The 26541-nt window shown below is 72.8% G+C and carries 23 protein-coding genes; 16 read left to right on the top strand and 7 right to left on the bottom strand.

Features of this window, described 5'->3' with window-relative positions; all coding sequences use genetic code 11:
- The first annotated feature begins 5 nt into the window (after window positions 1–5).
- Window positions 6–467 carry a hypothetical protein gene (locus J2S59_RS05665; RefSeq protein WP_068121795.1) on the top strand — a complete coding sequence of 154 codons (462 nt, stop codon included), beginning with the start codon at window positions 6–8 and terminating at the stop codon, window positions 465–467.
- Here the strand turns inward: J2S59_RS05665 and J2S59_RS05660 are convergent.
- Together J2S59_RS05660 and J2S59_RS05655 are read right to left on the bottom strand one after the other, a co-directional pair.
- Window positions 409–1842, bottom strand: coding sequence for a glycosyltransferase family 87 protein (locus tag J2S59_RS05660; protein ID WP_181642093.1), 1434 nt, complete (start codon window positions 1840–1842; stop codon window positions 409–411). The two genes, J2S59_RS05665 and J2S59_RS05660, sit on opposite strands and share 59 nt — an antisense overlap.
- A 23-nt stretch (window positions 1843–1865) precedes the next feature.
- Complete coding sequence (locus J2S59_RS05655) at window positions 1866–4205, bottom strand: transglycosylase domain-containing protein (protein WP_306824905.1); 2340 nt, start codon at window positions 4203–4205, stop codon at window positions 1866–1868.
- Window positions 4206–4390: 185 nt separating this feature from the next.
- Here J2S59_RS05655 and J2S59_RS05650 point away from each other — a divergent pair, with 185 nt between their 5' ends.
- The 4 genes from J2S59_RS05650 (at window position 4391) to J2S59_RS05635 (ending at window position 8208) form a co-directional block, all read left to right on the top strand.
- Window positions 4391–5014: a PadR family transcriptional regulator gene (locus J2S59_RS05650; protein ID WP_068120329.1), complete on the top strand. Its 624-nt coding sequence runs from the start codon at window positions 4391–4393 to the stop codon at window positions 5012–5014.
- A gap of 11 nt (window positions 5015–5025) precedes the next feature.
- Window positions 5026–6114, top strand: coding sequence for an inositol-3-phosphate synthase (locus tag J2S59_RS05645; protein WP_068120331.1), 1089 nt, complete (start codon window positions 5026–5028; stop codon window positions 6112–6114).
- Between the two features lie 205 nt (window positions 6115–6319).
- A complete protein-coding gene (locus J2S59_RS05640) occupies window positions 6320–6847 on the top strand; it encodes a DUF2510 domain-containing protein (protein WP_306824904.1) in 528 nt (175 codons plus the stop codon).
- Window positions 6844–8208, top strand: coding sequence for an MFS transporter (locus J2S59_RS05635; RefSeq protein WP_068124482.1), 1365 nt, complete (start codon window positions 6844–6846; stop codon window positions 8206–8208). Before J2S59_RS05640 ends, J2S59_RS05635 begins: the two co-directional genes overlap by 4 nt.
- Here J2S59_RS05635 and J2S59_RS05630 read toward each other — a convergent pair.
- Together J2S59_RS05630 and J2S59_RS05625 are read right to left on the bottom strand one after the other, a co-directional pair.
- Window positions 8186–8650 carry an SRPBCC family protein gene (locus J2S59_RS05630; protein WP_068124481.1) on the bottom strand — a complete coding sequence of 155 codons (465 nt, stop codon included), beginning with the start codon at window positions 8648–8650 and terminating at the stop codon, window positions 8186–8188. The two genes, J2S59_RS05635 and J2S59_RS05630, sit on opposite strands and share 23 nt — an antisense overlap.
- A 115-nt stretch (window positions 8651–8765) precedes the next feature.
- Window positions 8766–10148, bottom strand: coding sequence for a CCA tRNA nucleotidyltransferase (locus tag J2S59_RS05625; RefSeq protein WP_306825452.1), 1383 nt, complete (start codon window positions 10146–10148; stop codon window positions 8766–8768).
- Between the two features lie 163 nt (window positions 10149–10311).
- Between J2S59_RS05625 and J2S59_RS05620 the strand changes: the two genes are divergently transcribed.
- The 8 genes from J2S59_RS05620 (at window position 10312) to J2S59_RS05585 (ending at window position 20381) form a co-directional block, all read left to right on the top strand.
- On the top strand, window positions 10312–12639 hold the full coding sequence (locus tag J2S59_RS05620; RefSeq protein WP_068120190.1) for a DUF6049 family protein: 2328 nt from the start codon (window positions 10312–10314) through the stop codon (window positions 12637–12639).
- On the top strand, window positions 12636–14330 hold the full coding sequence (gene murJ, locus J2S59_RS05615) for a murein biosynthesis integral membrane protein MurJ (protein WP_068120188.1): 1695 nt from the start codon (window positions 12636–12638) through the stop codon (window positions 14328–14330). The genes J2S59_RS05620 and murJ overlap by 4 nt, the downstream gene beginning before the upstream one ends.
- A 57-nt stretch (window positions 14331–14387) precedes the next feature.
- On the top strand, window positions 14388–16217 hold the full coding sequence (locus tag J2S59_RS05610; RefSeq protein ID WP_306824903.1) for a protein kinase family protein: 1830 nt from the start codon (window positions 14388–14390) through the stop codon (window positions 16215–16217).
- Window positions 16214–16921: an RNA polymerase sigma factor SigM gene (gene sigM, locus J2S59_RS05605; protein WP_181641979.1), complete on the top strand. Its 708-nt coding sequence runs from the start codon at window positions 16214–16216 to the stop codon at window positions 16919–16921. Before J2S59_RS05610 ends, sigM begins: the two co-directional genes overlap by 4 nt.
- On the top strand, window positions 16914–17696 hold the full coding sequence (locus J2S59_RS05600) for a hypothetical protein (protein ID WP_306824902.1): 783 nt from the start codon (window positions 16914–16916) through the stop codon (window positions 17694–17696). The genes sigM and J2S59_RS05600 overlap by 8 nt, the downstream gene beginning before the upstream one ends.
- A gap of 82 nt (window positions 17697–17778) precedes the next feature.
- Window positions 17779–18795 carry a thioredoxin-disulfide reductase gene (gene trxB / locus J2S59_RS05595; RefSeq protein ID WP_068120080.1) on the top strand — a complete coding sequence of 339 codons (1017 nt, stop codon included), beginning with the start codon at window positions 17779–17781 and terminating at the stop codon, window positions 18793–18795.
- 45 nt (window positions 18796–18840) lie between these two features.
- A complete protein-coding gene (trxA, locus tag J2S59_RS05590) occupies window positions 18841–19164 on the top strand; it encodes a thioredoxin (RefSeq protein ID WP_068120078.1) in 324 nt (107 codons plus the stop codon).
- 20 nt (window positions 19165–19184) lie between these two features.
- Window positions 19185–20381 (top strand): N-acetylmuramoyl-L-alanine amidase, encoded by a 1197-nt coding sequence (locus J2S59_RS05585; protein ID WP_068120082.1) that lies wholly within the window; start codon window positions 19185–19187, stop codon window positions 20379–20381.
- Here J2S59_RS05585 and J2S59_RS05580 read toward each other — a convergent pair.
- Entirely contained in the window at window positions 20345–21004 is a 660-nt protein-coding gene (locus J2S59_RS05580; RefSeq protein WP_306824901.1) for a hypothetical protein, read from the bottom strand. The two genes, J2S59_RS05585 and J2S59_RS05580, sit on opposite strands and share 37 nt — an antisense overlap.
- Before the next feature lie 32 nt (window positions 21005–21036).
- On the opposite strand from J2S59_RS05580, the gene J2S59_RS05575 reads away from it, so the two are divergent.
- From J2S59_RS05575 to J2S59_RS05565, 3 genes are read left to right on the top strand one after another with little or no spacing between them, the layout of a single operon-like run.
- Window positions 21037–22368 (top strand): aminotransferase-like domain-containing protein, encoded by a 1332-nt coding sequence (locus tag J2S59_RS05575; protein ID WP_068121745.1) that lies wholly within the window; start codon window positions 21037–21039, stop codon window positions 22366–22368.
- Window positions 22369–22414: 46 nt separating this feature from the next.
- A complete protein-coding gene (locus J2S59_RS05570) occupies window positions 22415–23428 on the top strand; it encodes a D-alanine--D-alanine ligase family protein (RefSeq protein ID WP_068121748.1) in 1014 nt (337 codons plus the stop codon).
- Window positions 23429–23462: 34 nt separating this feature from the next.
- The gene (locus tag J2S59_RS05565) at window positions 23463–24230 is read left to right on the top strand and encodes a lysophospholipid acyltransferase family protein (protein ID WP_068121754.1); all 768 of its coding nucleotides are present in this window, start codon (window positions 23463–23465) and stop codon (window positions 24228–24230) included.
- 100 nt (window positions 24231–24330) lie between these two features.
- Here J2S59_RS05565 and J2S59_RS05560 read toward each other — a convergent pair whose 3' ends face one another.
- Together J2S59_RS05560 and J2S59_RS05555 are read right to left on the bottom strand one after the other, a co-directional pair.
- The gene (locus J2S59_RS05560) at window positions 24331–25335 is read right to left on the bottom strand and encodes a ParB/RepB/Spo0J family partition protein (protein ID WP_306824900.1); all 1005 of its coding nucleotides are present in this window, start codon (window positions 25333–25335) and stop codon (window positions 24331–24333) included.
- Entirely contained in the window at window positions 25332–26360 is a 1029-nt protein-coding gene (locus tag J2S59_RS05555; protein WP_306824899.1) for a ParA family protein, read from the bottom strand. The genes J2S59_RS05560 and J2S59_RS05555 overlap by 4 nt, the downstream gene beginning before the upstream one ends.
- Window positions 26361–26541 lie beyond the last annotated feature (181 nt).

Below are 26541 nucleotides of genomic sequence, written 5' to 3'. Positions count from 1 at the left end.
GAGCCATGGAGCTCTCCCCGACCGGTGACGACCGGAAACGCCACTCGCTCGCCGTCACCGCCCTGACGGTCCTCGCCCACGTGATGCTGGTGGTGCTGGCACTCGACCGGGCCGCCGGCGTCGTGCTGCTCGACGCGCAGACGTCGAGCTGGGGCGTGGAGTACGTCGACACCGGCTTCTGGAACGCCGCCTGGCTGCTGGTGCCGCTCGCCGGCGTGGCGGCCGCCCTTTGGGTCTGGGGCGGCGTCCTGACGGTGGTGCTCGCCGTGGCCGCCCACACCGTGGCCGCGACGACCACGATCCAGCGCTACCACGCAGACGACTGGGGCAGCGGGTTGGAGGAGCTGAGCTACTTCTGGCCGCTGGGCCACCTGGTGCTCGGCGTGATCGTCGTCGCGGTCGGCGCGATCATCGGCCGTGCCCACCGGCGCTCGCGGGCGCGACTGGATGCAGCGGGTCGTCGGTGAGCCCGTCGCGACGCACCGGGTCGTGCCAGGGTCGCAGCACGTCGCGGACGACCACCGCCCCGAGGTAGACCTGGGCGGCGATCCGGACCACGATCGCCAGGGCGTACGCCGCGTCCGGCGCCCCGCTGGTCGCGGCCGCGGTCCACCCGCCCAGGTGCAGCCACACCATCGCGAAGTAGAAGACCTCACCGGCCTGCCAGACGGCCAGGTCGCGCACCCGCGGACGGGCGAGCACGGCCAGCGGAAGCAGCCACAGCACGTACTGCGGCGAGTAGACCTTGTTGATCAGCAGGAAGCCGAGCACGACGAGGAACGCCAGCTGCGCGACCCGCGGCGTCCGCGGCGCCACGAGCCCGAGCAGCAGCACCAGCAGGCACACGCCGGCGAAGAAGATCCACGACACGTTGTTGACGACCGCGGTCGAGGCCTCTGCCCCCATCGTCGACAACGCCAGCCAGACCGACCCGAGGTCCCCGGCGCGGTCGGAGTTGAAGCGCCAGAAGACCAGCCACTCGTCCCAGCCGGTCAGCGCCACGGGCACGTTGAGCGCCAACCAGCTGAGCACCGCCGCGACCAGGGTCCGGGCGCACCGGCCCAGCTCGCGCCGGCGCAGGCACACCACGAGGAACGCACCGAGCAGGAACAACGGGTAGAGCTTCACCGCGACGCCGACCCCGACCGCGACACCCGCCAGCCACGGCCGGTCGCGCGCCCACGCCCACAGCGCCGCGGCGACCGTGAGCAGCGCCCAGGCATCCCAGTTGATCAGCAGGGTCAGCACGAGCACCGGTGAGCAGACGACCAGCGCCGCATCCCACGGCCGCGTGGGCTGGGCACGCACGAGGAGGTACGCCGCCGCGAGGACCGCAAGACCCAGGGCGATCGCGTTCAGCGCGACGAAGAGCGCCAGCTCGCCGTGACCCGCGCCCACGGCACCCCACAGGTCTTCGACCGGGAGGAAGGACCGCGCCTCGAGGTCGGCGCCCGCGAGCCGGTGGGTCAGCGCGGCCAGCAGCCAGACCAGCACCGCGATGCCGACGGGGTACTCCATCCCGGGGTAGCGGCCGTCGGTCGCGGCGTAGGGCCAGACCCCCTCGGCGTACCCCCGGCCCGTGTAGAGGTAGCCGATGTCGGAGTAGCACATCCGCGCGTAGCGCAGCGATCCTCCGCCCCAGCCCGCCGCGACGCAGGGTGCTTTCTGCAGCATCGCCAGCACGACCGCGACGACGCCCAGCGCGAGCACCACCCGGACGGGGCTCCACCACCGGTGCCCCGCGGCGTGCCGGCCGCTCGGTCCGCCGACGCCCTCGCTCCACGCCCGCAGTGCCGGGTCCTCGTGGGTCGGCCGGACGCGGGACGTGGGCAGGGCGGTCACCTCCGTCGAGTCAGTGGCGCGGGTCAGGCCGCGCGGCGACCGCGTCCCGACGGCGTACGGCGTCCGCCGGTGCCGCCGGACCCCTGTCCGGGGGGACGACCCGCGGTGGACCCGTCGGTCGGCTCACCGGTGGGCTCGCCGGTCGGCTCGGGGTCGGGCTCGCACGGTCGCAACGGCCCGCCGCAGTTGTCGGTCGGCCCCGTGGTGGGCTCGTCGGTGGGTGTCGGCTCCTGCGTGGGCGTCGGCTCCCGGGTGGGGGTCGGCGTCCGGCTCGGCCGCGGCTTCTTCGTGGGCTCGGTCTCCTCGGTCTCCTCCGGCTGCGCGGGTGCCGGGGCGGGCGCGACCGGAACCGGCGCGTGACCGTCGCTGGGCGGGTCGCCGTCGACGAAGACCGGGGGCGGGAAGTCCTCGAACGGCTTGTCCTCGTGCCAGGCATCCATCGCCGCCTTGAACGTGCGCGCGGGGTAGGACCCGCCGAAGAACTCGGGCATGTAGCCCTCGAGCTGCTCGTTGCCCTTGCCCCGGACATACATCACCGCGGTCGACAGCTGCGGGGTGTAGCCGATGAACCACGACGAGGAGACCTCGCCCTTGGCGTTGGTCGCGGTGCCGGTCTTGCCCGCGGTCGCGCGGCCGCCGGCGAGCTGGGCGTTGCGACCCGAGCCGGCGGTGACGACCTGCTGCAGCGCGTACGACGTGTCGGCGGCCAGGTCGGTGTCGAGCACCCGCTTGTTGCGCTTGGGCGCGCTGTATTCCACGTCGCCGCGGCGGTTCTCGACCCGCTCGATCACGTGCCAGCGTCCACCGACGCCACCGTTGGCGACGATGCCGTAGGCGTTGGCCATCGAGATCGGGCTGGCGATCGAGGAGCCCAGCGCCACGCCGATGTTGTCGTCGATGGAGCCCTTGGGCAGGCCGAAGGACTCGGCGAGCTTCACGATCGACTGCGGACCGTCGTCCATCGCCATCGTCAGGTCGATGAAGGCGGTGTTGATCGAGTCGGCGGTCGCCCGGATCAGGTCGACGCGGCCGTAGGAGCGGGTCCCCTGGTTGTTGATGGGCCGCTCGGCCCCCGGGACGGTGTAGCCGGAGTTGCCGTCGAAGGTGTCGCGCAGGCTGAAGCCCTGGCGCAGGCCCTCCATCAGCGCGAACACCTTGAACGTCGAGCCCGGCTGACCGCCGGCCGCCGCCCAGTTGATCTCGCTGCGCAGGAAGTCCTGGCCGCCGTACATCCCGCGCAGGGCACCGGTGCTCGGCTCGACGGAGGCGACCGCGACGTGCAGCTCGGGCAGGCCCTCGGGCTTGTTGTCGCGCACCGCCTCGCGGGCTGCTCGCATCGCGTCGCGGGTGAAGGTCGTGGTGACGCGCAGGCCCTGGGTGTCGATCTGCTCCTCGGTGAAGCCCTGGCGCACCAGCTGCTGGCGCACGAAGCGCATCATGTGGCCCTTCTGCCCGGCGAACCGGTTGGAGGCCTTCTGGCGCGGGAACTTCGGCAGCCGCTCGGCGGCCTCGTCGGCGTCGCTCTGGCTGACCTGCTCCAGCTCGACCATCCCGTCGAGCACGTAGCGGTAGCGACGCTCCAGCCGATCGCGCGCGGTGTCGCCGTTGGCGGGGTCGAGCCGGTTGGGCTGGTTGACGATCGAGGCGAGCGCAGCGGACTGGCGCAGGTTGAGGTCGGCGGCGTCGACGCCGAAGTACGCCTTCGCCGCGGCCTGGACGCCGTAGGCCCCGCGGCCGAAGTAGATGGTGTTGAGGTAGCCCTCGAGGATCTCGGACTTGTCCTTCTGCCGGTGCACCTTCAAGGAGAGGAACGCCTCCTTGATCTTGCGCGACCAGGTGCGGTCCTGGGTCAGGTAGAGGACCTTGACGTACTGCTGCGTGATAGTGGACGCGCCCTGCGTGGAGTCGCTGGTGGCGTTGGAGAACGCCGCGCGCACGATGCCTCGGGGGTCGAGGCCCTGGTTGGACCAGAAGGTGCGGTCCTCAGCAGCGATCATCGCGTCCTGCATGTGCTCGGGCACCCGCGACAGCGGGATGCTGACGCGGTTCTGCACGGCGAAGCGCCCGATCTCGGTCTTGCCGTCGGCGTAGTAGACGAACGTCGTCTGCGCCTCGAAGTCCTCGTTGGGGTCGGGGATCTCCACGGCGGCGTACACGTAGGCGAACGCGCCCGCGCCCAGGACGAACAGTCCGAGGAGGGTGAGCAGCAGGCCGCGGACGATCCTCGCCCGTCGGCTACGCTCCTTCTTCGGCTTGCCGTTGCGCTTGGTCGCCGGGGCGTTGTTCTTGCCCGCCTTCGCCGGCGTGCTCGTGGCAGCCCGACGCCCACCCCTGGGCGCCGACCGCTTCCCGTGGTCGCTCACGAGGTTCGAGGGTACGGGATCCGACCGCGGACGACGGTCCTCCCGTGGCGCGACTCACCTGCACCGCCGACGCGCTCGTGTGGCGGTTCGATATATCGATGCGATAGATTCGCCCGCTAGGTCGTCCCGCAGGCCGTCGCCGTACTCCCGTCCCGCCCTCCCAAGTCACACCCGTGAGGAGACCCGTGGCCCGTCGTGGTGAGTCACTCGAGCTCGCAGTCCTCGGACTGCTGCACGAGGTCCCCATGCACGGCTACGAGCTGCGCAAGCGGCTCAACCTCATGCTCGGGTGGGGCCGGGTCCTGTCGTACGGCACGCTCTATCCGGCGCTGAAGAAGCTGCTGCGCGCCGGGCTCATCGCCGAGACTCCCGTCCCGGGTGGTGCCGCTGCCGTCGTGAGCCGGCGTCAGCGCATCGTCTACGAGATCACCGACGCCGGGGAGCAGCACTTCAAGGAGCTGGTCAACGAGGTCGGACCGTCGGCCTGGGAGGACGGCTCGTTCGACGTACGCTTCGCGTTCTTCTCGCGCACCGACCTGTCCAGCCGGCTGCGGATCCTCGAGGGTCGCCGGTCGCGGCTGCAGGAGCGGCTCGACCGCGTGCAGGCCCAGATCGACCGGACCCAGCGCGACGTCGACCGGTACGCCGTGGAGCTCCAACGCCACGGGTTGGAGTCGGTGCAGCGGGAGGTGAGCTGGCTCTCGGAGCTCATCGCCGCGGAGCACGCCCGCCAGCTTGCCCCTGAAGGCCCGCAACAGCAGGCCGACCAGACCAGTCAGTCCACCAAGCCCACCGCAACACAGGAGTAGAGGAGAGCCCTATGGGTTCGGTACGAGTAGGGATCGTCGGAGTCGGCAACTGCGCCACCTCCTTGGTCCAGGGTGTCGAGTACTACAAGGACGCCGACCCCGACGGCACGGTCCCCGGGCTCATGCACGTCGTGTTCGGTGACTACCACGTGCGTGACGTCGAGTTCGTCGCCGCGTTCGACGTCGACGCCAAGAAGGTCGGCTTCGACCTCTCGGATGCGATCAACAACTCCGAGAACAACACCATCCGCATCTGCGACGTCCCGCCGACCGGCGTGACCGTGCAGCGCGGGCCCACCCTCGACGGTCTGGGCAAGTACTACCTCGAGACCATCGAGGAGGCCGACGCGCCGGCCGTGGACGTGGTCCAGGCGCTCAAGGACGCGCAGGTCGACGTGCTGGTGTCCTACCTCCCGGTGGGTTCGGAGGAGGCCGACAAGTTCTACGCGCAGTGCGCGATCGACGCGGGTGTCGCGTTCGTCAACGCCCTGCCCGTCTTCATCGCCTCCGACCCGGAGTGGGCGAAGAAGTTCGAGGACGCCGGCGTCCCGATCGTCGGTGACGACATCAAGTCGCAGGTCGGTGCCACCATCACCCACCGCGTGATGGCGAAGCTGTTCGAGGACCGCGGCGTCGCGCTGGACCGCACCTACCAGCTCAACGTCGGCGGCAACATGGACTTCAAGAACATGCTCGAGCGCGACCGCCTGGAGTCCAAGAAGGTCTCGAAGACCCAGGCCGTGACGTCGAACCTCACCGGCTCGCTCGGCGGCAAGACCGCCGACGACCGCAACGTGCACATCGGCCCGTCGGACTACGTCGCCTGGCTCGACGACCGCAAGTGGGCCTACGTGCGCCTCGAGGGTCGCGCGTTCGGTGACGTCCCGCTGAACCTGGAGTACAAGCTCGAGGTCTGGGACTCCCCGAACTCCGCCGGCATCATCATCGACGCCGTCCGCGCGGCGAAGATCGCCAAGGACCGCGGCATCGGCGGTCCGATCCTGTCCGCCTCGGCCTACCTCATGAAGTCGCCGCCGGTCCAGATGCAGGACGACCTCGGTCGCGCCGAGTTGGAGAAGTTCATTAAGGGCGAGGTGTGAGCGCGAGGCACGAGCGCACACCCTCTGGCCCGAAGGTTGAGTAAGCCCCGCGGCTGAGGAACGAAGCCGCGACGGGCGCACCGAAACCAGGCGCAGCCTGAGCCCGCCGTACGCCGCTTCATGCGCACTGCCGAGCGCCCGTCCCCTCTGTGGGGGCGGGCGCTCGGCGCTCTTCGCGCCCCCCGGGGCCGGATACAGTGAGCGCATGTCCGACCCCGCGCCCGACGCCCCGGCTCCCTGGGGCGGTGCGGTGACCGCCGAGGCGGAGCGGACGCCGGTCCCGCCGCTCCCCCCGCCGGGCTGGTACGCCGACCCCAGCGACGACTTCGAGGTCCGCTGGTGGAGCGGGTCGGTGTGGACCGACCACGTCTCGACCCAGGGCTACACCGGCCTCTCCCCGCTGGTCCTCGACCCCGTGCCCGCCGAGGAGACGACCGTCTGGTGGGGCCCCGAGCCGCGGATCCGGTTCACCACCGAGCGCGCCTACCTGCTCCACCCGGGACCCGACGGCTGGCAGGAGCTGGTCGTGCCGTGGCGCGCGGTCCGCGCCGCGTGGTGGCAGCCGACCGCCCACACCACGAGCCCGACCCCGAGTCCTGCGGGACCGCTCGTGCACGTCGGCCTGCAGCTCGACCAGGCCGGACTGCCCGACCAGGTCTGGATCCCCGCGCTCCCCGACGGCGCGCGGGTCGCGGCGGTCGCCCGCATGTGGGCCCGCCGGCACCAGCGGTGAGCCCCGCACTCCCCGTCCGCCCGCCCGTCCGCGCTCCTCGCACCGGCCTCGGTCAGCTGCTGCACCTGCTCGGCGGGAGCGGCTTCCGGCGGCTCTTCGCCGTCCGCGTCACCAGCCAGTTCTCCGACGGCGTCTTCCAGGTCGCGCTGGCTTCTTATGTCGTCTTCGCCCCCGAGCGCGCGCCCTCGGCCTGGGGGATCGCCGCTGCCCTGGCCGTCGTGCTGCTGCCGTTCAGCGTGCTCGGTCCGTTCGTGGGCGTGCTGCTCGACCGGTGGTCGCGCCGCCAGGTGCTCGTGTGGGCCAACCTCGTGCGCGTCCCGATGCTGCTCGCGCTCGCCGCCTGCTTCGTGGCGGGCGTCGACGGTCCGGGCCTGTTCGTCCTGATCCTCGCCTGCCTGTCGGTCAACCGGTTCCTGCTCGCGGGGCTCTCCGCAGCGCTCCCCCACGTCGTCGATGCCGACGAGCTGGTGTGGGCCAACGCCGTCACCCCCACCTCCGGGACAGGCGCCTTCGTGCTCGGTGCTGCGGCAGGGGCCGCCGTACGCCCGGTCGGGGAGGTGGTGCTGCCGGGCGTCGGCGACGCCGGCGACGTCGTGGCGGTGCTGGTCGCGACGCTCGGGTACGTCGCCGCGGCCCTCGTCGCGGCCGGGTTCGCCCGATCCGCGTTGGGCCCGGACTTCGACCCCGCCCGTCCGGCCGTGCGCGCCGCGGTGCGCAACGTCGTCGACGGGCTCGTGGCGGGGTTGCGCCACCTCGGCGCACGCCGGGACGCGGCGTACGCCCTGGCCACGATCGGCGCGCACCGGTTCTGCTACGGCCTCACCACCGTCGGCCTGATCCTGCTCTACCGCGAGCACTTCCACCCCGGCGACACCGACGCCGCCCTCGCAGGGTTGGCGACGACCGTCGTGGTCGCGGGAGCGGGCTTCGTGACCGCCGCGGTGATCACGCCGATGGTGACGCCGCGGCTCGGCCGGCACCGGTGGGTCCTGCTGCTCCTCGTGCTCGCCGCGGTCGTCCAGCTCTTCCCGAGCGCGCTCTACACCCAGCCGGCGGTCCTCGTGGCGGCGTACCTGCTCGGGGTCGTCAGCCAGGGCGTGAAGATCTGCGTCGACACCCTCGTCCAGTCGGGCGTCGACGACGCCTTCCGCGGGCGGGTGTTCGCGTTGTACGACGTCATCTTCAACGCCGCCTTCGTGGCCGCGGCTGCCGCCGCCGCGCTGGTCCTGCCCGCCGACGGGCGGTCGGTGCCGGTGCTGGTGGCGTGCGCGCTGGGCTACCTCGTGACGGCGGTGGCGTTCGCCCGGCTCACACGGCGTACCCCCGCGGACGTGGCGCTCAGCGCTCCGCGTCGGCCTTGATCGCCGCGAGGGTCTGCGCCATGCCCGCCTGCAGCTCGGCGGTGAAGGTCTCGGTGCCGCCGAGAACCCGCTTCGTGAGCGTCGTGGAGAGCTTCGAGATGCCCTGGGGCGCCTCACGCCGTTGGGTGATGCGCGTGCCGGTCGCGGTCGGCTCGAGCTCGAAGCTCCAGACGGTGTAGTTCTCCTTCACCCGGAAGGCGAACTCGCGGTCCTCGACGAACCGGACGATCTTCGCCTGCGTCGGCCAGAACAGCGGCCCGCGCCGGTTGATGTTGACGAAGGTCGCACCCTGCTTCGGCACACCGCCGCGCAGGAACGTCTTCACGACCTGCGGGCTCCAGCGGGTCATGTGGCGCGGGTCGGCGAGCAGCTGCCAGACCGTGCTCGGCGGCGCCGCGACCTCGATGGTGGCCTCGAGCTCGGGGGTGGCGGTCTGCGTCATGGAGGGCTCCTGCGTGCGGGCGGCGTACGGCGTACTGGCGGGTAGGAACGTGCGTACGCTCCCATCCCCGCGCGACCGTGTCGAGAGGTCGGCGTCAGGCGGGACGTCACGCGCGTCACACTGCCCGCTGCTCCCACCACGCGAGGAGGGCGGCGCGGGCCTCGTCGGCGGACTTCGGGCCCTCCTCGATGCGCAGGTCGAGGAGGAACTGGTAGGCCTGGCCGACCTCGCGGCCGGGGCCGATGCCGAGGATCTCCATGATCTGGTTGCCGTCGAGGTCGGGGCGCAGGGAGGCGAGCTCCTCGGCCTCCGAGAGCCGCTCGATGCGGGCCTCGAGGTCGTCATAGGTACGCCGCAGGCGCTCGGCCTTGCGCCGGTTGCGGGTGGTGCAGTCGGCGCGGGTGAGGACGTGGAGGCGCTCGAGCTGGTCGCCGGCGTCGCGGACGTAGCGGCGCACGGCGGAGTCGGTCCACTCGCCGGTGCCGTAGCCGTGGAAGCGCAGGTGCAGCTCGACGAGCTTGGCGACCGCGTCGATCTCGTCGCCGGAGAACCGCAGTGCCTTCATCCGCTTGCGGGTGATCTTCGCGCCGACCACGTCGTGGTGGTGGAACGTCACCGTGCCGTCGTCGAGGAAGCGGCGGGTGCGGGGCTTGCCGACGTCGTGCATGAGCGCGGCGAAGCGGGCGACGAAGTCGGGGCCGTCGCCGAGGCGGTGCTCGAGGTCGATGGCCTGCTCGAGCACCGTCAGGGTGTGCTCGTAGACGTCCTTGTGCCGGTGGTGCTCGTCGCGCTCCAGTGCCAGCGCGGGCAGCTCGGGCAGGACGTGGTCGGCCAGGCCGGTGTCGACGAGCAGCGCCAGCCCCCGACGGGGGTACGGCGCACACACGAGCTTCACCAGCTCGTCGCGCACGCGCTCGGCCGAGACGATCGAGATCCGCTCGGCCATCGCGGTCATCGCGGTGACGACCTCGGGGGCAACGTCGAAGCCGAGCTGCGCGGCGAAGCGCGCCGCGCGCATCATCCGCAGCGGGTCGTCGGTGAAGGAGTCCTCGGGCGTGCCGGGGGTGCGCAGCACCTGCTGCACGAGGTCGACGACTCCGCCGAACGGATCCTCCACCTCCCGCCCGGGCAGCCGGACCGCCATCGCGTTCACGGTGAAGTCGCGCCGGCCGAGGTCGCCCTCGAGGCTGTCGCCGAAGTCGACCTCGGGCTTGCGCGAGGACGGGTCGTAGGACTCCGAGCGGTAGGTCGTCACCTCGACCACCCAGTCACCGCGGCGCGCACCGATCGTGCCGAACGCCCGCCCCATGTCCCAGGTCGCACCGCCGGCGAACTTCTTCAGCAACCGCTCGGTGACGTCGGGACGGGCGGAGGTCGTGAAGTCGAGGTCGTGGTGGGACCGACCGAGCATCGCGTCGCGCACGGGTCCGCCGACCAGGGCGAGCTCCTCCCCGGCCTCGGCGAAGAGCCCACCCAGCTCGTCGAGCACGTCACCCATCGCGTCGAGCGTCGCGGCGACGCGACCAGGCACGTCGGCGACGCGGACGACGGCCGGGCTGGGGGTCGGCCCGGGGGCAGGGCTGGGGGTCGGCACGGCCGACGAGTCTAGACGCGCCCCGGGGCGTGCCCGACGGCCGAGGCGGACCTCTACCCTGGGCGCCGTGACCTTCCGTGCCGCGCACCGCTTGCTCGCGCTCGCGCTCGGTGCCGTGCTCGGGGGTACGACGCTGCTCACCGCCCCCGCCGCGCACCCCGCGCCGGGCAGCGCCCAGTCGGATGCGGTCCGGGTCGCCCAGGAGTCCGACGAGACCCCCGACCCCGAACCCGAAGCCGATGCGCTGACGGTCCGGATCGACTCCCTCACTCCCAGCGCCGTGCCCCGCCGCGGACGGGTGACGGTCACCGGCACGGTGACCAACACCTCCGAGGAGCTCTGGCAGAACCTCCAGGCGTCGCTCGTGGTCTCCCCCGAGCCGCTGCGCACCCGCGCCGCGCTCGCCGAGGCGGCCGCCAGCGACCCCGACCTCGTCATCGGCCGACGCCTGCTCGACGACGGACAGTTCGTCAACGTCGGCACCCTGGCCGCCGGCGCCACGGCCCCCTTCCGCCTGAGCATCCCGCGCCGCGAGCTGCCGATCAGTGGCGCACCGGGCGTCTACTGGCTCTCGGTCCACGTGCTCGGCACCGACACCGACGGCAACCGTGACGACATCGCCGACGGCCGGGCCCGGACCTTCCTGCCCCTGGTCCCGGCGGCCCCGCGGACCGAACGGACCCCCGTCACGACCTCCCTCGTGGTGCCGTTGCGCGAGCAGGTGCTGCGACGCGCCGGCGGCACCATCGCCGAGACCGCCTCCTGGGACGAGCTGCTCGACGACGACGGACGGCTGGCCCGCCTGCTCGAGTTCGCCGAGGCGACCGCTCCCGCACCGCTCACCTGGCTCGTCGACCCCGCGGTCCTCGACGCGGTGGCCCGGCTGGCGGCGAACAACCCCGGCTTCGACACCGGCCCGAGCGAGGAGACGCCGTCGGGCGGCACCGGCGGTCCCGACCCCAGCCCGAGCACGCCGACCGACGAGACCGGCAGCGGCAACGGCGGCGAGGCTGGCGCCGACGGCACCGCGCCCCGGACCCCCGACCCCGAGACGGTCAGGCGCGCCGAGCTCGCCGGGACCTGGCTCGAGCGCTTCCGCGAGGCCGTCGCCGACGTACCTCTCCTGACCCTGCCGTACGCCGACCCCGACGTCGCGGCCGCATGGCGCCACGGACGCCTCGACCTCGTCGCCGACGCGGTCGCCCAGAGCGGCATCGCGCTGGCCGACCTCGGCTTCCGTGCGGCCCCGGTGACCGTCGCCCCGCTCGACGGTCTCCTGCCCGGCCAGGCGCTCGGACCGCTCGGCGACCTGCTCGCGGAGACCGCCGAGGACGCGACGGTCCTGCTCTCCGACGCCGCTGCACCCGAGGCGACCTCGAGCACCATCCGCGCCGCCGACCACCGCGTCGTCCTCAGCGACGCCGCTGCCGGCAGCGGCGGTCCGGCACCGGGCGACCCCCACGACTCCCTCGCGATCCGGCAACGGGTCCTCGCCGAGGCCGCGCTGCGGGTCGAGGGCGTCGGCACCGACCAGCCGCCGAGCGACGCGACGCCGGAGGAGGCCGCGGCCGTCGGCGGCACCGGCCGACCGCTCGTCGTGCAGCTGCCCGACGACTGGGACCCCGGCACGGGCGACGCGGGCGACTTCCTGGGCGGGCTCGACGTCGACTGGCTCGACCTCTCGGCATTGCGCACCGCGGTCACTGACCGGGGACGCGACGAGGACTACCCGACCGACCTGGCCTACCCCCGCTCCGCGCGGCGCGCCGAGCTGCCGGCGCGCAACCTGGAGACCGCCGCCGACCTGCGCGAGGCCGGGCGCACCCTGGCATCACTGCTCATGCTCAACGACACGGTCGACACCGAGATCGACCGCGCCGCGCTCAGCGCGGCCTCGGCGCAGGCGCGCGAGCTGCCCACCACCCCGGTCAGCCTGGCGCGGGCCACCGCCGCGACGGTCGGCGAGCTGCTCGACAGCATCCGGGTCGAGGGCCCGGAGTTCGTCACGATGTCCAGCGGCGAAGGCCACTTCGCCGTGACCGTCGTCAACGACCTCGACGAGCCGGTCCGTGTGGCCGTGCTCTCGACGACCGACGACGACGAGCTCACGATCAGCGCACCCGCCCCGCTCGAGCTCACCGGGGGCGCGCGGGTCTCGCTGCGCCTGGGGGCGCGGTCATCGGGCTTCGGCGTCAGCGAGGTGCGCCTGACGCCGGCGACCGCCGACGGTTCCCTGCTGCCCAACACCACCACGATCAACGTCCGTCGCAGCCAGGTCGGAGTCGTGATCTGGGTCGTGATGGGTCTCGGTGCCGCTGTGCTCGTCGTCGCCCTCGTGGTCCGGGTCGTGCGCCGTCGGCGCGAGGCCGAGCCGGATCCGGAGCCGTCCGCGTGAGCGACGACGCCGCCCGGGAGCGCAGCAGCATCCTCGCCTCGAGCGCCGTGATGGCCGCGGGCACCGTCGTCTCCCGGATCAGCGGCTTCGTCCGGGCGGCGCTGCTGGCCGCGGCACTCGGCGCGTTCCTGCACGCCGAGCTGTTCACGATCGCCAACACGATCCCGAACATGCTCTACATCCTGCTCGCCGGCGGCGTCTTCAACGCCGTCCTCGTGCCCCAGCTGGTCCGCGCCATCGAGCGGGGACCGGAGAGCGGAGAGCGCTACACCAACCTCGTCATCACGGTCGCCGGCCTGTTCCTCGCCGGCGTCACGGCGCTGCTCGTGCTGTGCGCGCCGTGGATCATGCAGGTGCTGCTCAGCGACCAGTTCTTCGAGCCGGCGTACGCCGAGCACCGCGAGTCGATCATCAACCTCGCGCGCTACTGCCTGCCGCAGGTCTTCTTCTACGGGATGTTCACGCTGGTCGGCCAGGTGCTCAACGCCCGCGGGGTGTTCGGCCCGATGATGTGGGCGCCGATCGCCAACAACGTCGTCTCGATGGCGGTGCTGGGCGGCTACCTGTGGGTCTTCGGCCCGACCTCCGACGTCAACGCGGCGTACTCCTCCTCCCAGGAGCTCGTCCTCGGCCTCGGCTCGACGTTCGGCATCGTGGTCCAGCTGGCGGTGCTGGTGCCGTTCCTGCGCGCGGCCGGGGTGCGCTACCGCCCCCGCTTCGACGTCCGCGGCTCCGGCCTGGGACACACCGCCCGGCTGGCCGGCTGGACGATCGGCTTCGTCATCGTCAACCAGATCGCCTACACGGTCGTGGTCCGGGTGGCGTCGTCCGGAGCCGCCGCCGGCGCCGTGGCCGAGACCGGCACGGGCTACACCGTCTACTCCCAGACGTTCCTGCTGATGATCCTCCCGCACTCGGTGGCCACGGTCTCGCTGGCGACCGCGATGCTCCCGCGCCTGTCACGCCTCGCCAACGCCGGTGACCGCCGCGGGCTCGGGAGGGAGGTCGCCTCGACCCTGCGGATCGCGCTGACCCTCATCGCCCCGGCAGCGGCCGCCCTCGGCCTGGTCGCCCTGCCGGTCAGCGAGCTGGTCTTCGGGTACGGCGCGGCCGCCGACAGCGCCGACGCCTACGCGCCATCCCTCGCGCTGTTCGGACCCGGGCTGTTGTTCTTCACCATCCACTACCTGATGCTGCGCGGCTTCTACGCGATGGAGCAGACGCGCACGGTCTTCTGGATCCAGTGCATCGTCGCGGTCGTCAACATCGCCGCCGCGGTCGGCTACACCCGCGGGATCGACCCCATCGACACCGCGCCGCGCCTCGTGCTGGCCTATGCCAGCGCCTACCTGGCCGGGGCGATCGTCTCCTTCGCCGTCCTGCGTCGTCGTACGACGACCGACGGTGTCCCGGGCCTGGCGCTGCGCCCGCTCGGCGTCTTCGCCGCGCGCATCGCCGCCGCGCTGGTGCCGGCGGTGCTCGCGGCGGCCGGCGTGATGATCGGCCTCGAACGCCTGCTCGACGACACCACGTGGGCCGACAGCAAGTTCGCGGCGATCGCCGTCCTGGCCGCCACCATCGGTGTCGAGCTGGTCGTCTACCTCGTCGTGGCCCGCGCGCTGCGCGTTGCCGAGGTGCAGGAGATGACCGCGCTGGTCGCGCGACGCCTTCCCGGCCGGTCTCGCCGCTGAGGGACCTACCATGGCTCCACGACACCGAAGCCGACGAGCTGGGGAGGGCAGTGCCAGGTGGCCGATGACGCACCGCCGCGACCTGGGGACCCGTGGGGCCACGGTGCCGTGCTGGCGCGTCGCTACCGGCTCGAGGACCTGCTCACCGACCACGACGGCGCGCGGTTCTGGCGGGCGTCGGACCAGATCCTCGCCCGCGACGTGGCAGTCCACGTCCTGTCCGCCGACGACCCCCGCGCCCGACCGGTCATCGCCGCCGCCCGTGCCTCGGCCGCCGTCTCCGACAGTCGCTTCCTGCGCGTCTTCGACGCCGACATCGTCGGCGACGTCGCCTATGCGGTCGTCGAGTGGGGATCGGGGATGTCCCTCGACCTGTTGATCGCGGAGGCGCCGCTGCCGCCGCGCCGCGCGGCGTGGCTGGTCAAGCAGGTCGCCGAGGCGATCAGCGCAGCGCACGCACACGGCGTCGCGCACGGCCGGCTGATCCCCGAGAACGTCCTCGTCACCGAGACCGGCTCGGTCAAGCTGATCGGGTCGGTGATCGACGCCGTCCTGGCGCAGCCGCGCGAGCCCTGGGGCCCTCAGGGCGCCGCACTGGGCGACCACGAGTCCGACGTGGTCAACCTGGCCGCCCTGCTCTACGTCTCGCTCACCGGCCGGTGGCCCGGCACGTCCGGCTCGGCGCTGCCGCCCGCCCCGGCCGAGCAGGGACGCCTGCTGCGTCCGCGCCAGGTCCGCGCCGGTGTCCCGCGCCCCCTCGACGCGCTGTGCCAGCGCGCCCTGCAGCCCGAGGCGGATCCGCAGGGGTACGCCGTGGAGACGGCCCACGAGATCGCGGCCGCCCTCAGCGACTTCGTCGGCGACCCCACCGGTCTGCACCAGCCCGAGCGCGCGTGGACCGCGCCCGCCGTGCCTGTGGCCGACCTGTCCCCGGCAGGGACCGAGGACCCGGAGGCGACCCAGGCGGGCGCCCCGATGTTCTTCGACGACGACACCCGGGTCGGGTGGGACGGCCGATCGGACGCAGCCGCGGACGGGGGCGCGGACGGGGACGGCGACGCTCCGACGCTCGGCGACACCCGGCGGACGCCGCCGCCCCCGCCACCGCCACTGCCCGAGCCGGAGCCGCGACCTCTCTTCAGCCCGGACGCGCCCCGGCGGCCGCAGCCGGTCTCCGGCTTCTCGACCTCCACCGGGACGGGGACCGGCACCGGATCCGGGGTGAGCCCCGACGGCTTCTGGCGCTGGGACGACCCCGGGGCCGACGACACCGCCCACGGAGGCTCCACGACACCGGGCCGCGGGTGGCTGCGGGTCGCCGCCACCGTCGGCGTCCTCGCGCTGCTCGTCGTCGCCGTCGTCGTCGCGTTCACCCTCGGTCAGCGCGGTGGCGGCACGCCCCGCGCCGACTCGGGGGAATCGCCGACCGAGAGCCCGTCGGCCACCGGTGCACCGCTCGACGTGGTGGCCGTGCAGGACCTCGACCCGCCCCCGGCCGGCAACGGCGAGGAGAACGCCGAGCTGGTGGGCAATGTCGTCGACGGCGACCCCGGCACCACCTGGATCACCAAGGAGTACTTCGACCAGTTCCCGGCGCTCAAGCCGGGCGTCGGGCTGGTCCTGGACCTCGGTGAGGTGCAGGACGTCGGGTCCCTGGGGATCCGCTTCGTCGGCGCCCCCACGTCGGTGTCGATCTATGCCGCGACCGAGGAGCCGTCGTCCGTCGACGGACTCGAGGAGGTCGCCTCCGGGACCTATGACGAGGCCGCCCGGATCCAGCTCGACGAGACCGTCTCCGCGCGCTACGTCGTCGTGTGGCTGACCGCGCTGCCCTCCAGCGGCTCCCGGTTCCGCGGCGAGATCGCCGAGATCGTGGTCCGCGGGTGAGCCCTCCGGCCGCCCGGTCCACCCGGGACGCCGAGCAAGATCCGCGCGACGACCCGCGCGACGACCGCGCGCTGCTGGCCGCCCACCTGACCGGGGACACCGACGCCTTCGGCGTGCTCTTCGCCCGCCATCGCGCCCGGCTCTGGGCGGTCGCCCTGCGCACCCTCGGCAACCCCGACGACGCGGCCGACGCCCTGCAGGATGCGCTGATCTCGGCCTATCGCCGCGCCGGCTCCTACCGCGGCGACGCCGCCGTCACGACCTGGCTGCACCGCGTCGTGGTCAACGCGTGCCTGGACCGCGTACGCCGTGAGCAGGTGCGCCACGCCGACCCCCTTCCCGACGACCTCGACGCCGGCGGCGCCGCCCACGTACGGGGCACCGTCGGCGGCCCCGACGCGGCCTGGGGCGACCCCGTCGCCGCCGCCGAGACCGACGAGCGCCGCCGCCTCGTGCTCGACGCGCTGGCCCGACTCCCGGTCGACCAGCGGGTCGCGCTGGTCCTCGTCGACATCGAGGGTCGCAGCGTGCAGGAGGCCGCGACGATCCTCGACGTCGCCACCGGGACGGTGAAGAGCCGGTGCTCGCGCGGGCGGTCCCGGCTCGCGGCGCTGCTGCAACCGGTGCTGGGGAACCCCGATCCGCCACCGGACGTCCGATCCCCGGACAGCGACATCACGACAGGAGGTGAGCAGCATGCGTGACCGACCCGAGGACCACGACGCCGTGCGTGCGCTGCTCGGTGACCTGCCCACCCCGCCGCTGCCGGCCGAGGTGAGCGCGCGGCTGGACGGCGTACTCGCGGACCTCGCCGCAGAGGAGCGTGACCCGACCGTCGTGGCGCTGGCGCCCCGCGACACCACCCGCCGGCGGCGCTGGGGCGCCGTGCTGGCCGCCGCCACGGTCGCGAGTGTCGTGGGGCTCGGCGCCGTGCAGGTCCTCGGCTCGGGTGCGGACTCGGACTCCGCGACCACCGCTGCCGGCACCACAGCCGGCTCGGAGGCCGAATCGGACGGCGCCGGGCGATCCGGCGGGTCCGAGCTCTCGTCCGCGGGTCCGCAGGCGCTGACCGACGACAGCGAGGACCTCGCCCGCGGTGACGGGCTTCGCGTCCCGATGAACGCCGCCTCGGCGTACGCCGTCCCCGCCCTGCGCACCGCCACCTTCGCCGTCACCGCCCCCGGCACGGTGACGGTGCTGGAGGCACAGCTGGAGCGGCGGGACGGCCCGGCCGCCGACGCCCCCGAGCCGGAGCTCACCACCAGCCGGACGAGCGGTGCCTGTCCCGTGCCGGACCTGGCCGACGGTGACCGTGCCTGGCGGGTGCGGCTCGACCGACGCCCCGGCGTACTCGTCGCCCGCCTCCCCGGCACCCGGGGCGCGGGTGCCGACGAGCGGGTCCTCGAAGCCTGGCAGTGCCGGGAGCTGGCGCGCGACGCGAGCGTGGCGCCGCGGGCGAGCGTGATCGCGCCCGCATGACCCGAGACACGCTCGGCGTGGGAATGCCCTCTGCCTAGGATCGGTTGAGGCCCGTAAGCCCCCCAACCCGCAGGAGTCCCGCATGAGCGACCACCCGTCCGACATCCGCGACGTCATCGTCGTGGGCTCCGGCCCGGCCGGATACACCGCCGCCATCTACGCGGCGCGGGCGGCCCTCTCCCCCCTGGTCTTCGAGGGCTCGGTCACGGCCGGCGGTGCGCTGATGAACACCACCGAGGTGGAGAACTTCCCCGGGTTCCGCGACGGCATCCAGGGCCCCGCGCTGATGGACGAGATGCGCGCGCAGGCCGAGCGGTTCGGTGCCGAGCTGGTCTCCGACGACGTCATCGAGGTCGACCTGACCGGACCGGTCAAGACCGTCCGCACCGCCGAGGGCTCCTTCGCGGCGCGCGCGGTGATCCTGGCCACGGGCTCGGGCTACCGCAAGCTCGGTCTCCCGGACGAGGAGCGGCTGTCCGGCCACGGCGTGAGCTGGTGCGCCACCTGCGACGGCTTCTTCTTCCGCGAGCAGCACATCGCCGTCGTCGGGGGCGGAGACTCGGCGGTCGAGGAGGCGACCTTCCTGTCGCGCTTCGGCTCCAAGGTCACCCTGATCGTGCGCCGCGACGAGCTGCGGGCCTCCAAGATCATGGCCCAGCGCGCCTTCGACGACCCGAAGATCGAGATCGCCTGGAACTCGGCCGTCGACACCATCCACGGCGAGGACAAGCTCACCGGCCTCACCCTGGTCGACACCGTGACCGGCGAGAAGCGCGAGCTCGACGCCACCGGGCTGTTCATCGCGATCGGCCACGACCCGCGCTCGGAGCTGCTGACCGGACAGGTCGACCTCGACGCCGAGGGCTACGTCCTCGTCGACCACCCCACGACCCGCACCAACGTGCCGGGCGTCTTCGCCTGCGGCGACCTCGTCGACCACCGCTACCGCCAGGCGATCACCGCCGCCGGCACCGGGTGCGCAGCCGCGCTCGACGCCGAGCGCTACCTCGCCGACCTCGCCCAGGCGGGCGGCAACGGCGCCCCGGACGCCGCGAGCGTCGCGGCGACCGCCCTGATCACCGAGAACGCGCTCTCCTGAGCCGTCCTCCCCGAATCCCTGCACCACCGATCGAGAGGAAACCCCGTGGCTGACATCCAGGCCGTCACCGACGCCGACTTCGAGAGCACCGTGCTCAAGTCCGACAAGCCCGTCCTCGTGGACTTCTGGGCCGAGTGGTGCGGACCGTGCCGCCAGGTCGCCCCGATCCTCGAGGAGCTCAACGCCGAGCACGGCGAGAAGCTGACGTTCGTGAAGATGAACGTCGACGAGAACCCCGCCACCCCGGCGTCGTACCGCGTCACCGGCATCCCGACGCTCAACGTCTACTCCGGTGGCGAGCTCGTCAAGCAGATCGTGGGCGCCAAGCCCAAGGCTGCACTGGCCAAGGAGCTGGCCGACTACCTGTGAGCCGTCGGCTCACTCCTGTCGTGGCTGTCTACGCCCTCGGAGACCGGGGTCCCGCCGTGCGCCAGATCGCGCACCTGCTGCGGAACCTCGGTCTCTTGGCGTCCCCGGACGGCCCCGACGAGCCGGCAGACGTCTTCGACGAGGCGCTCGACCGCGCGGTGCGCGCCTTCCAGCAGGATCGCGGGCTCCTGGTCGACGGCATCGTCGGTCCGCACACCTACCGCCGCCTCGACGAGGCACGCTGGCAGCTCGGCGACCGGGTGCTGACCTACCGCTCCGGCCAGCCGCTGGCGGGCGACGACGTGCTGGCGCTGCAGCGCCGCGTCCTCGAGCTGGGCTTCGACGTCGGGCGGGTCGACGGCGTCTTCGGTGCCCAGACCGAGCGCGCCGTCCGGGAGTTCCAGCGCAACATCGGCGTCCCCGACGACGGCACGTGCGGGCCCGCCACCCTGCGGGCCCTGCGCCGGCTCAACCCGTTGGTCAGCGGCGGCGCCCCCAACACGCTGCGCACCGAGGCGCGGATCCGCGAGGCCGGGCCCCAGCTGGCCGGCAAGGTCGTCGTGATCGACCCGGCCGACCACGCCTGGGGTGGCACCCTCGGTGCTGCCCAGGTCCGTGCCGCCGACGACGCCGTGCTCGACCTGGCCCGGCGGGTCGAGGGTCGCCTGGTCCCGCTCGGGGTCCAGGCCCACCTCACCCGGGGCGCCGAGCCGACCGGGACCGCGCGCGGAGGCCGTCGCGCCGGCGGCAACGAGGGCTTCGCCGAGAGCGACCGGGCGGCGTTCGCCAACCGCGTGCGTGCCGACCTGACGGTGACGCTGCACATCGACGACTCGTCCCACCCCGAGGCGTCCGGGGTCGCGACGTACTTCTACGGCATCGAGGGGCACGGCGCCTGGTCGGCCGCTGGTGAGCGCTTCGCCGGCCTGGTCCAGCGCGAGATCGTCGCGCGCACCGACCTCCTCGACCTGCGCACCCACCCCAAGACCTGGGACGTCCTGCGGCGTACGACGATGCCCGCGGTCCGCATCGACCTCGGCTACATCACGAACCCGTCCGACGCCGCACGCCTGGCCGACCCCGCCTTCCGCGACGTGGTCGCCGAGGCCATCACGGTGGCCGTCCAGCGGTTCTACCTCAGCCCCGAGACCGACGCGCGCACCGGGATGATGAGTCTCGGTCAGCTGCGCGAAGCACTGGAGCGGCTCGACCGCTGAGCCTCCGGCACGGCCGCCGGTCGTCCGCGGATGCCGGCCACCCGGCCCCAGGCGTGCACCGCGCCGTCGCGCCACGCCGGCAGCGCCCGCAGGTCGACGCGCACGCGCGGACGGACCGGGTGCGGACGGACCACGGTGAAGCCGAGCTCGCGCCACTGGCCGACGTCTCCCTCGCACGGGTCCGCTCGGCCGGCCCAGGCCTCCACCGCCTGCACCCGGCTCCCGTCGGGACCACCGCGCATGCCCGAGACGCCGGCGCGCAGCAGCATCCGCCCGACCGCCGCGTCGCGCGGCTCACCCGTGCGCAGCCCGAGGACGACCCACGCGTCGGGGCTCGGCTCCCCGGGGATCCACGCGCAGCGCGCGGCGAAGGTCGGTGCCGCCAGCACGACGAGCGGGGCGTACGGGTCCAGGTGGTCGGACTCGGCGCCGGTCGCGACGTACGCCGCCGCCTCGTGCGCATCGATCGCCGCGAGCAGCGTGGTGTGGTCCAAGGCGGCCAGCCCGCAGGCGGGGCCACACGGGTCGAGCCGCTCGAGGTCCGCGGCCCGCAACGGGCGCGTGCGCAGGCTCCCGGCCCTCGACGAGCCCGGTTGAGGAGTCCTACGGCGGGGTCGGCCCACGCATTCATCGTAGATCCGCCTACCCTGGGAAGGTGAACCGCGACGTCCAGCACGGCAGCTCCACCCGGCTCGACCAGTACGTCGATCGCTACGCCGCGCGCACCCGAGGGATGACCGCATCCGAGATCCGCGCGCTGTTCTCCGTCGCGTCGCGACCCGAGGTGGTCTCGCTCGCTGGCGGGATGCCCAACATCTCCGGCCTGCCGCTCGACGTCGTCGGCGACGCGCTGGGCGACCTCGTGCAGGAGCAGGGCACGGTGGCGATGCAGTACGGCTCCGGCCAGGGCGTGCCGGAGCTGCGTGAGCAGATCTGCTCGGTGATGGCGCTCGAGGGCATCGAGGCGCATCCCGACGACGTGGTCGTCACGGTCGGCTCCCAGCAGGCGGTCGACCTGGTCACCCGGATCTTCTGCGATCCCGGCGACGTGGTGATCTGCGAGGCTCCGTCGTACGTCGGCGCGCTCGGCGTCTTCCGCGCCTACGAGTGCGACATCGTCCACGCCGAGATGGACGCCGACGGTCTGGTGCCCGAGGCGCTGCGCCAGGCCATCATGGCGACGAAGGCCGCGGGCAAGACCATCAAGTTCCTCTACACGATCCCGAACTACCACAACCCCGCCGGCGTCAGCATGAGCCCGGAGCGACGCCCCGAGATCCTCGAGATCTGCCGCGAGGCCGACATCCTCGTGCTCGAGGACAACCCCTACGGGCTGCTCGGCTTCGACCGCGAGCCCTACCGCGCGCTGCGCGCCGACGAGTCCGAGGGCGTCATCTACCTCGGGTCGTTCTCGAAGACGTTCGCGCCGGGCTTCCGGGTCGGCTGGGCGCTGGCCCCGCACGCCGTGCGCGAGAAGCTGGTGCTGGCGCAGGAGTCGGCGACCCTGTGCCCCCCGCAGTTCTCCCAGATGGCGGTGTCGGCCTACCTGTCCCGCCACGACTGGCAGGGACAGATCAAGCAGTTCCGGGAGATGTATCGCGAGCGCCGCGACGCGATGGTCGAGGCACTCAGCGACCTGATGCCCGCCGCATGCCAGTGGAACGTGCCCGACGGCGGCTTCTACGTCTGGCTGACGCTCCCGCCCGGCATCGACGCGAAGCTGATGCTGCCGCGGGCCGTCACAGCGCGGGTCGCCTACGTGCCGGGCACGGCGTTCTTCGCCGACGGCTTCGGCAGCTCGAGCATGCGGTTGTCCTACTGCTACCCCGACCCCGACCGGATCCGGGAGGGCGTACGCCGTCTCGCCGGTGTGCTCGAGGCTGAGATGGAGCTGCGCGAGACCTTCGGCGCGGTGACCGACCCGACCGGCGGCCGTGGGCTGCCGGCCCGCAGCGACTACGAGTCGCCCTCGACCGACCTCACCTGAGCCCCAGCCCCTTCCTCGACCGGCGACCGACCGCCAGGAGTCCGCGATGACCGCCACCCCCGACGCCGTACCCGACCCGACCAGCACCCCGGCACCCGCGCTCGCGGGCCGGGTCGTCGTCCTGGCCGGCGGGCTGTCCCACGAGCGGGACGTCTCGCTGCGCTCGGGGCGTCGGGTCGCCGAGGCGATGCGGGCCATCGGTGTGGAGGTCGAGGAGCGCGACGTCGACGCCTCGCTGCTGCCCGCGCTCGCCGAGCACCCGCCGGCCTGCGTGGTGCCGCTGCTGCACGGCGAGTCCGGTGAGGACGGTGCGATCCGCGAGGTGCTGGAGCTGCTCGACCTGCCCTACGTCGGGTCCCGACCCGCTGCGTGCCGGGTGGCCTTCGACAAGCCCGTCGCCAAGTCGGTCGTCGCCCGCGCCGGGTTGAACGTCCCTCCCGGCGTCGCGCTCCCGCACGAGACGTTCCGCGAGCTCGGCGCCACTGCGGTCATGGACGCCCTCGTACGCCGCCTGGGCCTGCCCCTGATGGTGAAGCCCGCCAAGGGCGGCTCAGCGCTCGGGGCATCGGTCGTGCACGACGCCGCCGAGCTTCCCGGAGCGATGGTGAGCGCGTTCGCCTACGGCACCACCGCGCTCGTGGAGCGCTTCATCCCAGGCATGGAGGTCGCGGTCGCGGTGGTCGACGACGGCGGCGCACCCTGGGCACTGCCCGCGGTCGGCATCGAGCCCGACGGCGGGGTCTACGACTACACGGCGCGCTACACCGCCGGCAGCACGAAGTTCAGCGTTCCGGCGAAGCTCGACGACGACGTGGCGGCGGCGTGCGCCCAGGCCGCCCTCACCGCCCACACGGCGCTCGGACTGCGCGACGTCTCGCGCTCGGACCTGATCATCGACGCCGACGGCACCGTGTGGTTCCTCGAGGTCAACGTCGCTCCCGGACTCACCGAGACCTCCACGGTGCCGCTCGCGGCGCAGGCGGCCGGCCTCGACCTGGGCGAGGTCGTCGCCCGGCTGGCGCGGCGCGCGGTGGATCGCTGTCAGACTGGCCCCAGCTGACCTGCTCCACCACACTTCCCGCCGAGGACGTCCCATGCCGCTCGATCTGCCGTACCGCGCCACCATCCTGACCGGTCTCGCCTGGTTCAAGGCGATGGACTTCCGCTTCCAGATCAGCGGGCAGGAGAACGTGCCGCGCACGGGCGGTGCAGTGCTCGCGATCAACCACATCTCCTACCTCGACTTCATCATGGCGGGGTACGGCGCCCACCCGTCGCGTCGGCTGGTGCGGTTCATGGCCAAGCGCGAGACCTTCGACCACCCCGTGTCGGGCCCGCTCATGCGGTCCTACCACCACATCTCGGTCGACCGGTCCGAGGGCGTGGCCTCCTACCGCAACGCGGTGGACTACCTGCGTCGCGGCGAGGTCGTGGGGGTGTTCCCGGAGGCGACCATCTCGCGCTCCTTCGAGATCAAGGACCTCAAGTCCGGCGCCGTCCGTCTGGCTGCGGAGGCCGAGGTGCCGCTGATCCCGCTGATCCTGTGGGGCTCGCAGCGCATCATGACCAAGGACCACCCCAAGGACTTCAGCCGCGGCAAGACCATCGCGGTCACTGTCGGTGACCCGCTGCACCCCACCGGGGAGAACGCCGTGGCCGAGACCGCCGAGCTGAAGGCGACGATGGCGCGGCTCCTCGACGACACGATCGCGGCCTACCCGGCGCAGGAGCAGCCGCCGGGATCCTGGTGGCTGCCCGCTCGGCTGGGGGGATCGGCGCCGACGCCGGAGCAGGCGAAGGAGCTCGACGCCGCCGAGCTGCGGGAACGCGCGGCGAAGCGCGCCGCCAAGCGCACGAAGTAGCGCCGCGGCTCGGCCCGGCAGAGCGCCGCTCGGTCGATTAGACCTTTTGTCGACTTATTGCTAAGTCACTTAATCGGTCTAGCGACTTGTGGAGAGGTCGCTAGATCGGCCGGTCCGTGCGGTTGCGCGGGTCGAGGATGTCGATGATGCGCTGGAGGTCAGCCATCGAGGCGAACTCGACGGTGATCTTCCCCTTGCGCTTGCCGAGGTCGACCTTCACGCGGGTCTCCAACCGATCGGAGAGCCGGTCGGCGATCTCCGTCAGGCCGGGTGCGGTGGGCCGAGCCCGACGCACCGACCCGGTCGCGCCGGACCCGGCGTCCCCGACGGCGACGATCTCCTCCAGACCGCGCACGGAGATGCCCTCCGCCACGACCCGAGCCGCGAGGCGGTCCTGGATGTCGGCGTCCTCGACGGCAAGCAGCGCGCGCGCGTGGCCGGCCGACAGCACCCCGGCGGCGACGCGGCGCTGCACGGCCGGGGAGAGGCGGAGCAGCCGCAGCGTGTTGGAGATCTGCGGGCGGCTGCGGCCGATGCGTTGGGCCAGCTCGTCGTGCGTGCACCCGAAGTCGTCGAGGAGCTGCTGGTAGGCGGCCGCCTCCTCGAGCGCGTTGAGCTGGGAGCGGTGGAGGTTCTCCAGCAGCGCGTCGCGCAGCATGTCGTCGTCGCCGGTCTCGCGCACGATGGCCGGGATCGTCTCCAGGCCGGCCTCCTGGGTCGCACGCCAGCGCCGCTCACCCATGATGAGCTCGTAGGGGTGGTCCTCCCCCTCGATCGGCCGCACGACGACCGGCTGCAGGAGACCGATCTCGCGCACCGAGTGCACCAGCTCGGCCATCGCGTCCTCGTCGAAGACCTGGCGCGGCTGGCGCGGGTTGGGCCGGATGTCGGCGACGGGGAGCTCGGCGAAGTACGCGCCGATCGTCGTCGCCGGCACGGCGGGCGACGGACCGGCACCAGGGGCGCCGTCCGGCGCGCCGGCGGCGGGGTCCGGTGTCTCGTCCCGTACGTCTGGGCTGGGCGAGACCGGGGCCGGCTCGGGTGCCGTGGGGATGAGGGAGCCCAGTCCGCGGCCGAGACCGCGTCGGGCCGGCTTGTTCGTCATGACGTCTCCCCACTCTCGCTGTCTGCCGTATTGGAAGGAGCCACGTCCTTGTGCACCATCTCGCGCGCCGCCTCCCAGTAGCTGAGCGCTCCGGGCGACCCCGGGTCGTAGGTCATCACCGTCTGGGCATAGCTCGGCGCCTCGGAGACCCGCACCGAGCGGGGGATCACCGTCTTGAGCACCTGGTCCCCGAAGTGCGACCGCACCTCGTCGCCCACGCCCGCCGCGAGCCGCGTACGGCCGTCGTACATCGTCAGCAGGATCGTGGAGATCCGCAGGTGCGGGTTGAGGTGGGCCTTGACCATGTCGACAGTCTCGATCAGCTGGCCGAGCCCCTCGAGGGCGTAGTACTCCGCCTGGATCGGGATCAGCATCTCCTCTCCGGCGACGAGGGCGTTCAAGGTGAGCAGACCGAGCGAGGGCGGGCAGTCGATGAGGACGAAGTCGAAGCGCTCGTCCGCTGGGACCTGGTCAAGGTAGGCGGCGATTGCCTTGCGCAGCCGTGACTCCCGAGCGACGAGGCTCACCAGCTCGATCTCGGCGCCGGCAAGGTCGATCGTGGCGGGTGCGACGTACAGGTCCGGGATCTCCGCGCACGGTTGCACGATCTCGGTCAGCGGGCGCTCCTCGATCACGGCGTCGTAGATCGACGGCGTGCCGCGGCGGTGCTCGATGCCGAGGGCGGTCGAGGCGTTGCCCTGTGGGTCGAGGTCGATGACGAGCACGCGCAATCCCTGCTGGGCGAGCGCAGCACCCATGTTCACCGTGGTTGTCGTTTTGCCGACGCCGCCCTTCTGGTTGGCGACCACCATCGTGCGCGTCCGGTTCGGGCGCGGCAGCGGCGCCCGGGTACGCAGCCCCTTGCGGACCAGGAGCTCCTGCTCGACCGATCGCGCCAGGGGCGTGCTGGCATCCCCGAGACCGGCGCCGTGGCCCGCGTAGTCAGCCGCGGTGCGGACCCCGGGGCCGGGTGCCGGGTGCGGACCGAACTGACGTGCGTCCAGCTCGTTGCGCTGACGTTCCACCTGGGACTCCCTGCCTTGCTCACCGGATTGCGGTCGGACGTGCCCGCCGCTCTCGACCCTCGCACCGCCGGCGGGGCCGGGGCACCGGAGGAGTGTTTCACGTGAAACGGCCCGCTCCCAACCGGTAGCGGCGCCCACACGACGTCTGTGGATGCGCCTGGGGAGAACTCGCGAAACCCCG

Source organism: Nocardioides massiliensis (assembly GCF_030811215.1).
Lineage (GTDB): Bacteria > Actinomycetota > Actinomycetes > Propionibacteriales > Nocardioidaceae > Nocardioides_A > Nocardioides_A massiliensis.
The sequence above is the reverse complement of the archived record's forward strand: the minus strand, read 5'-3'. Positions and strand labels throughout refer to the sequence as shown.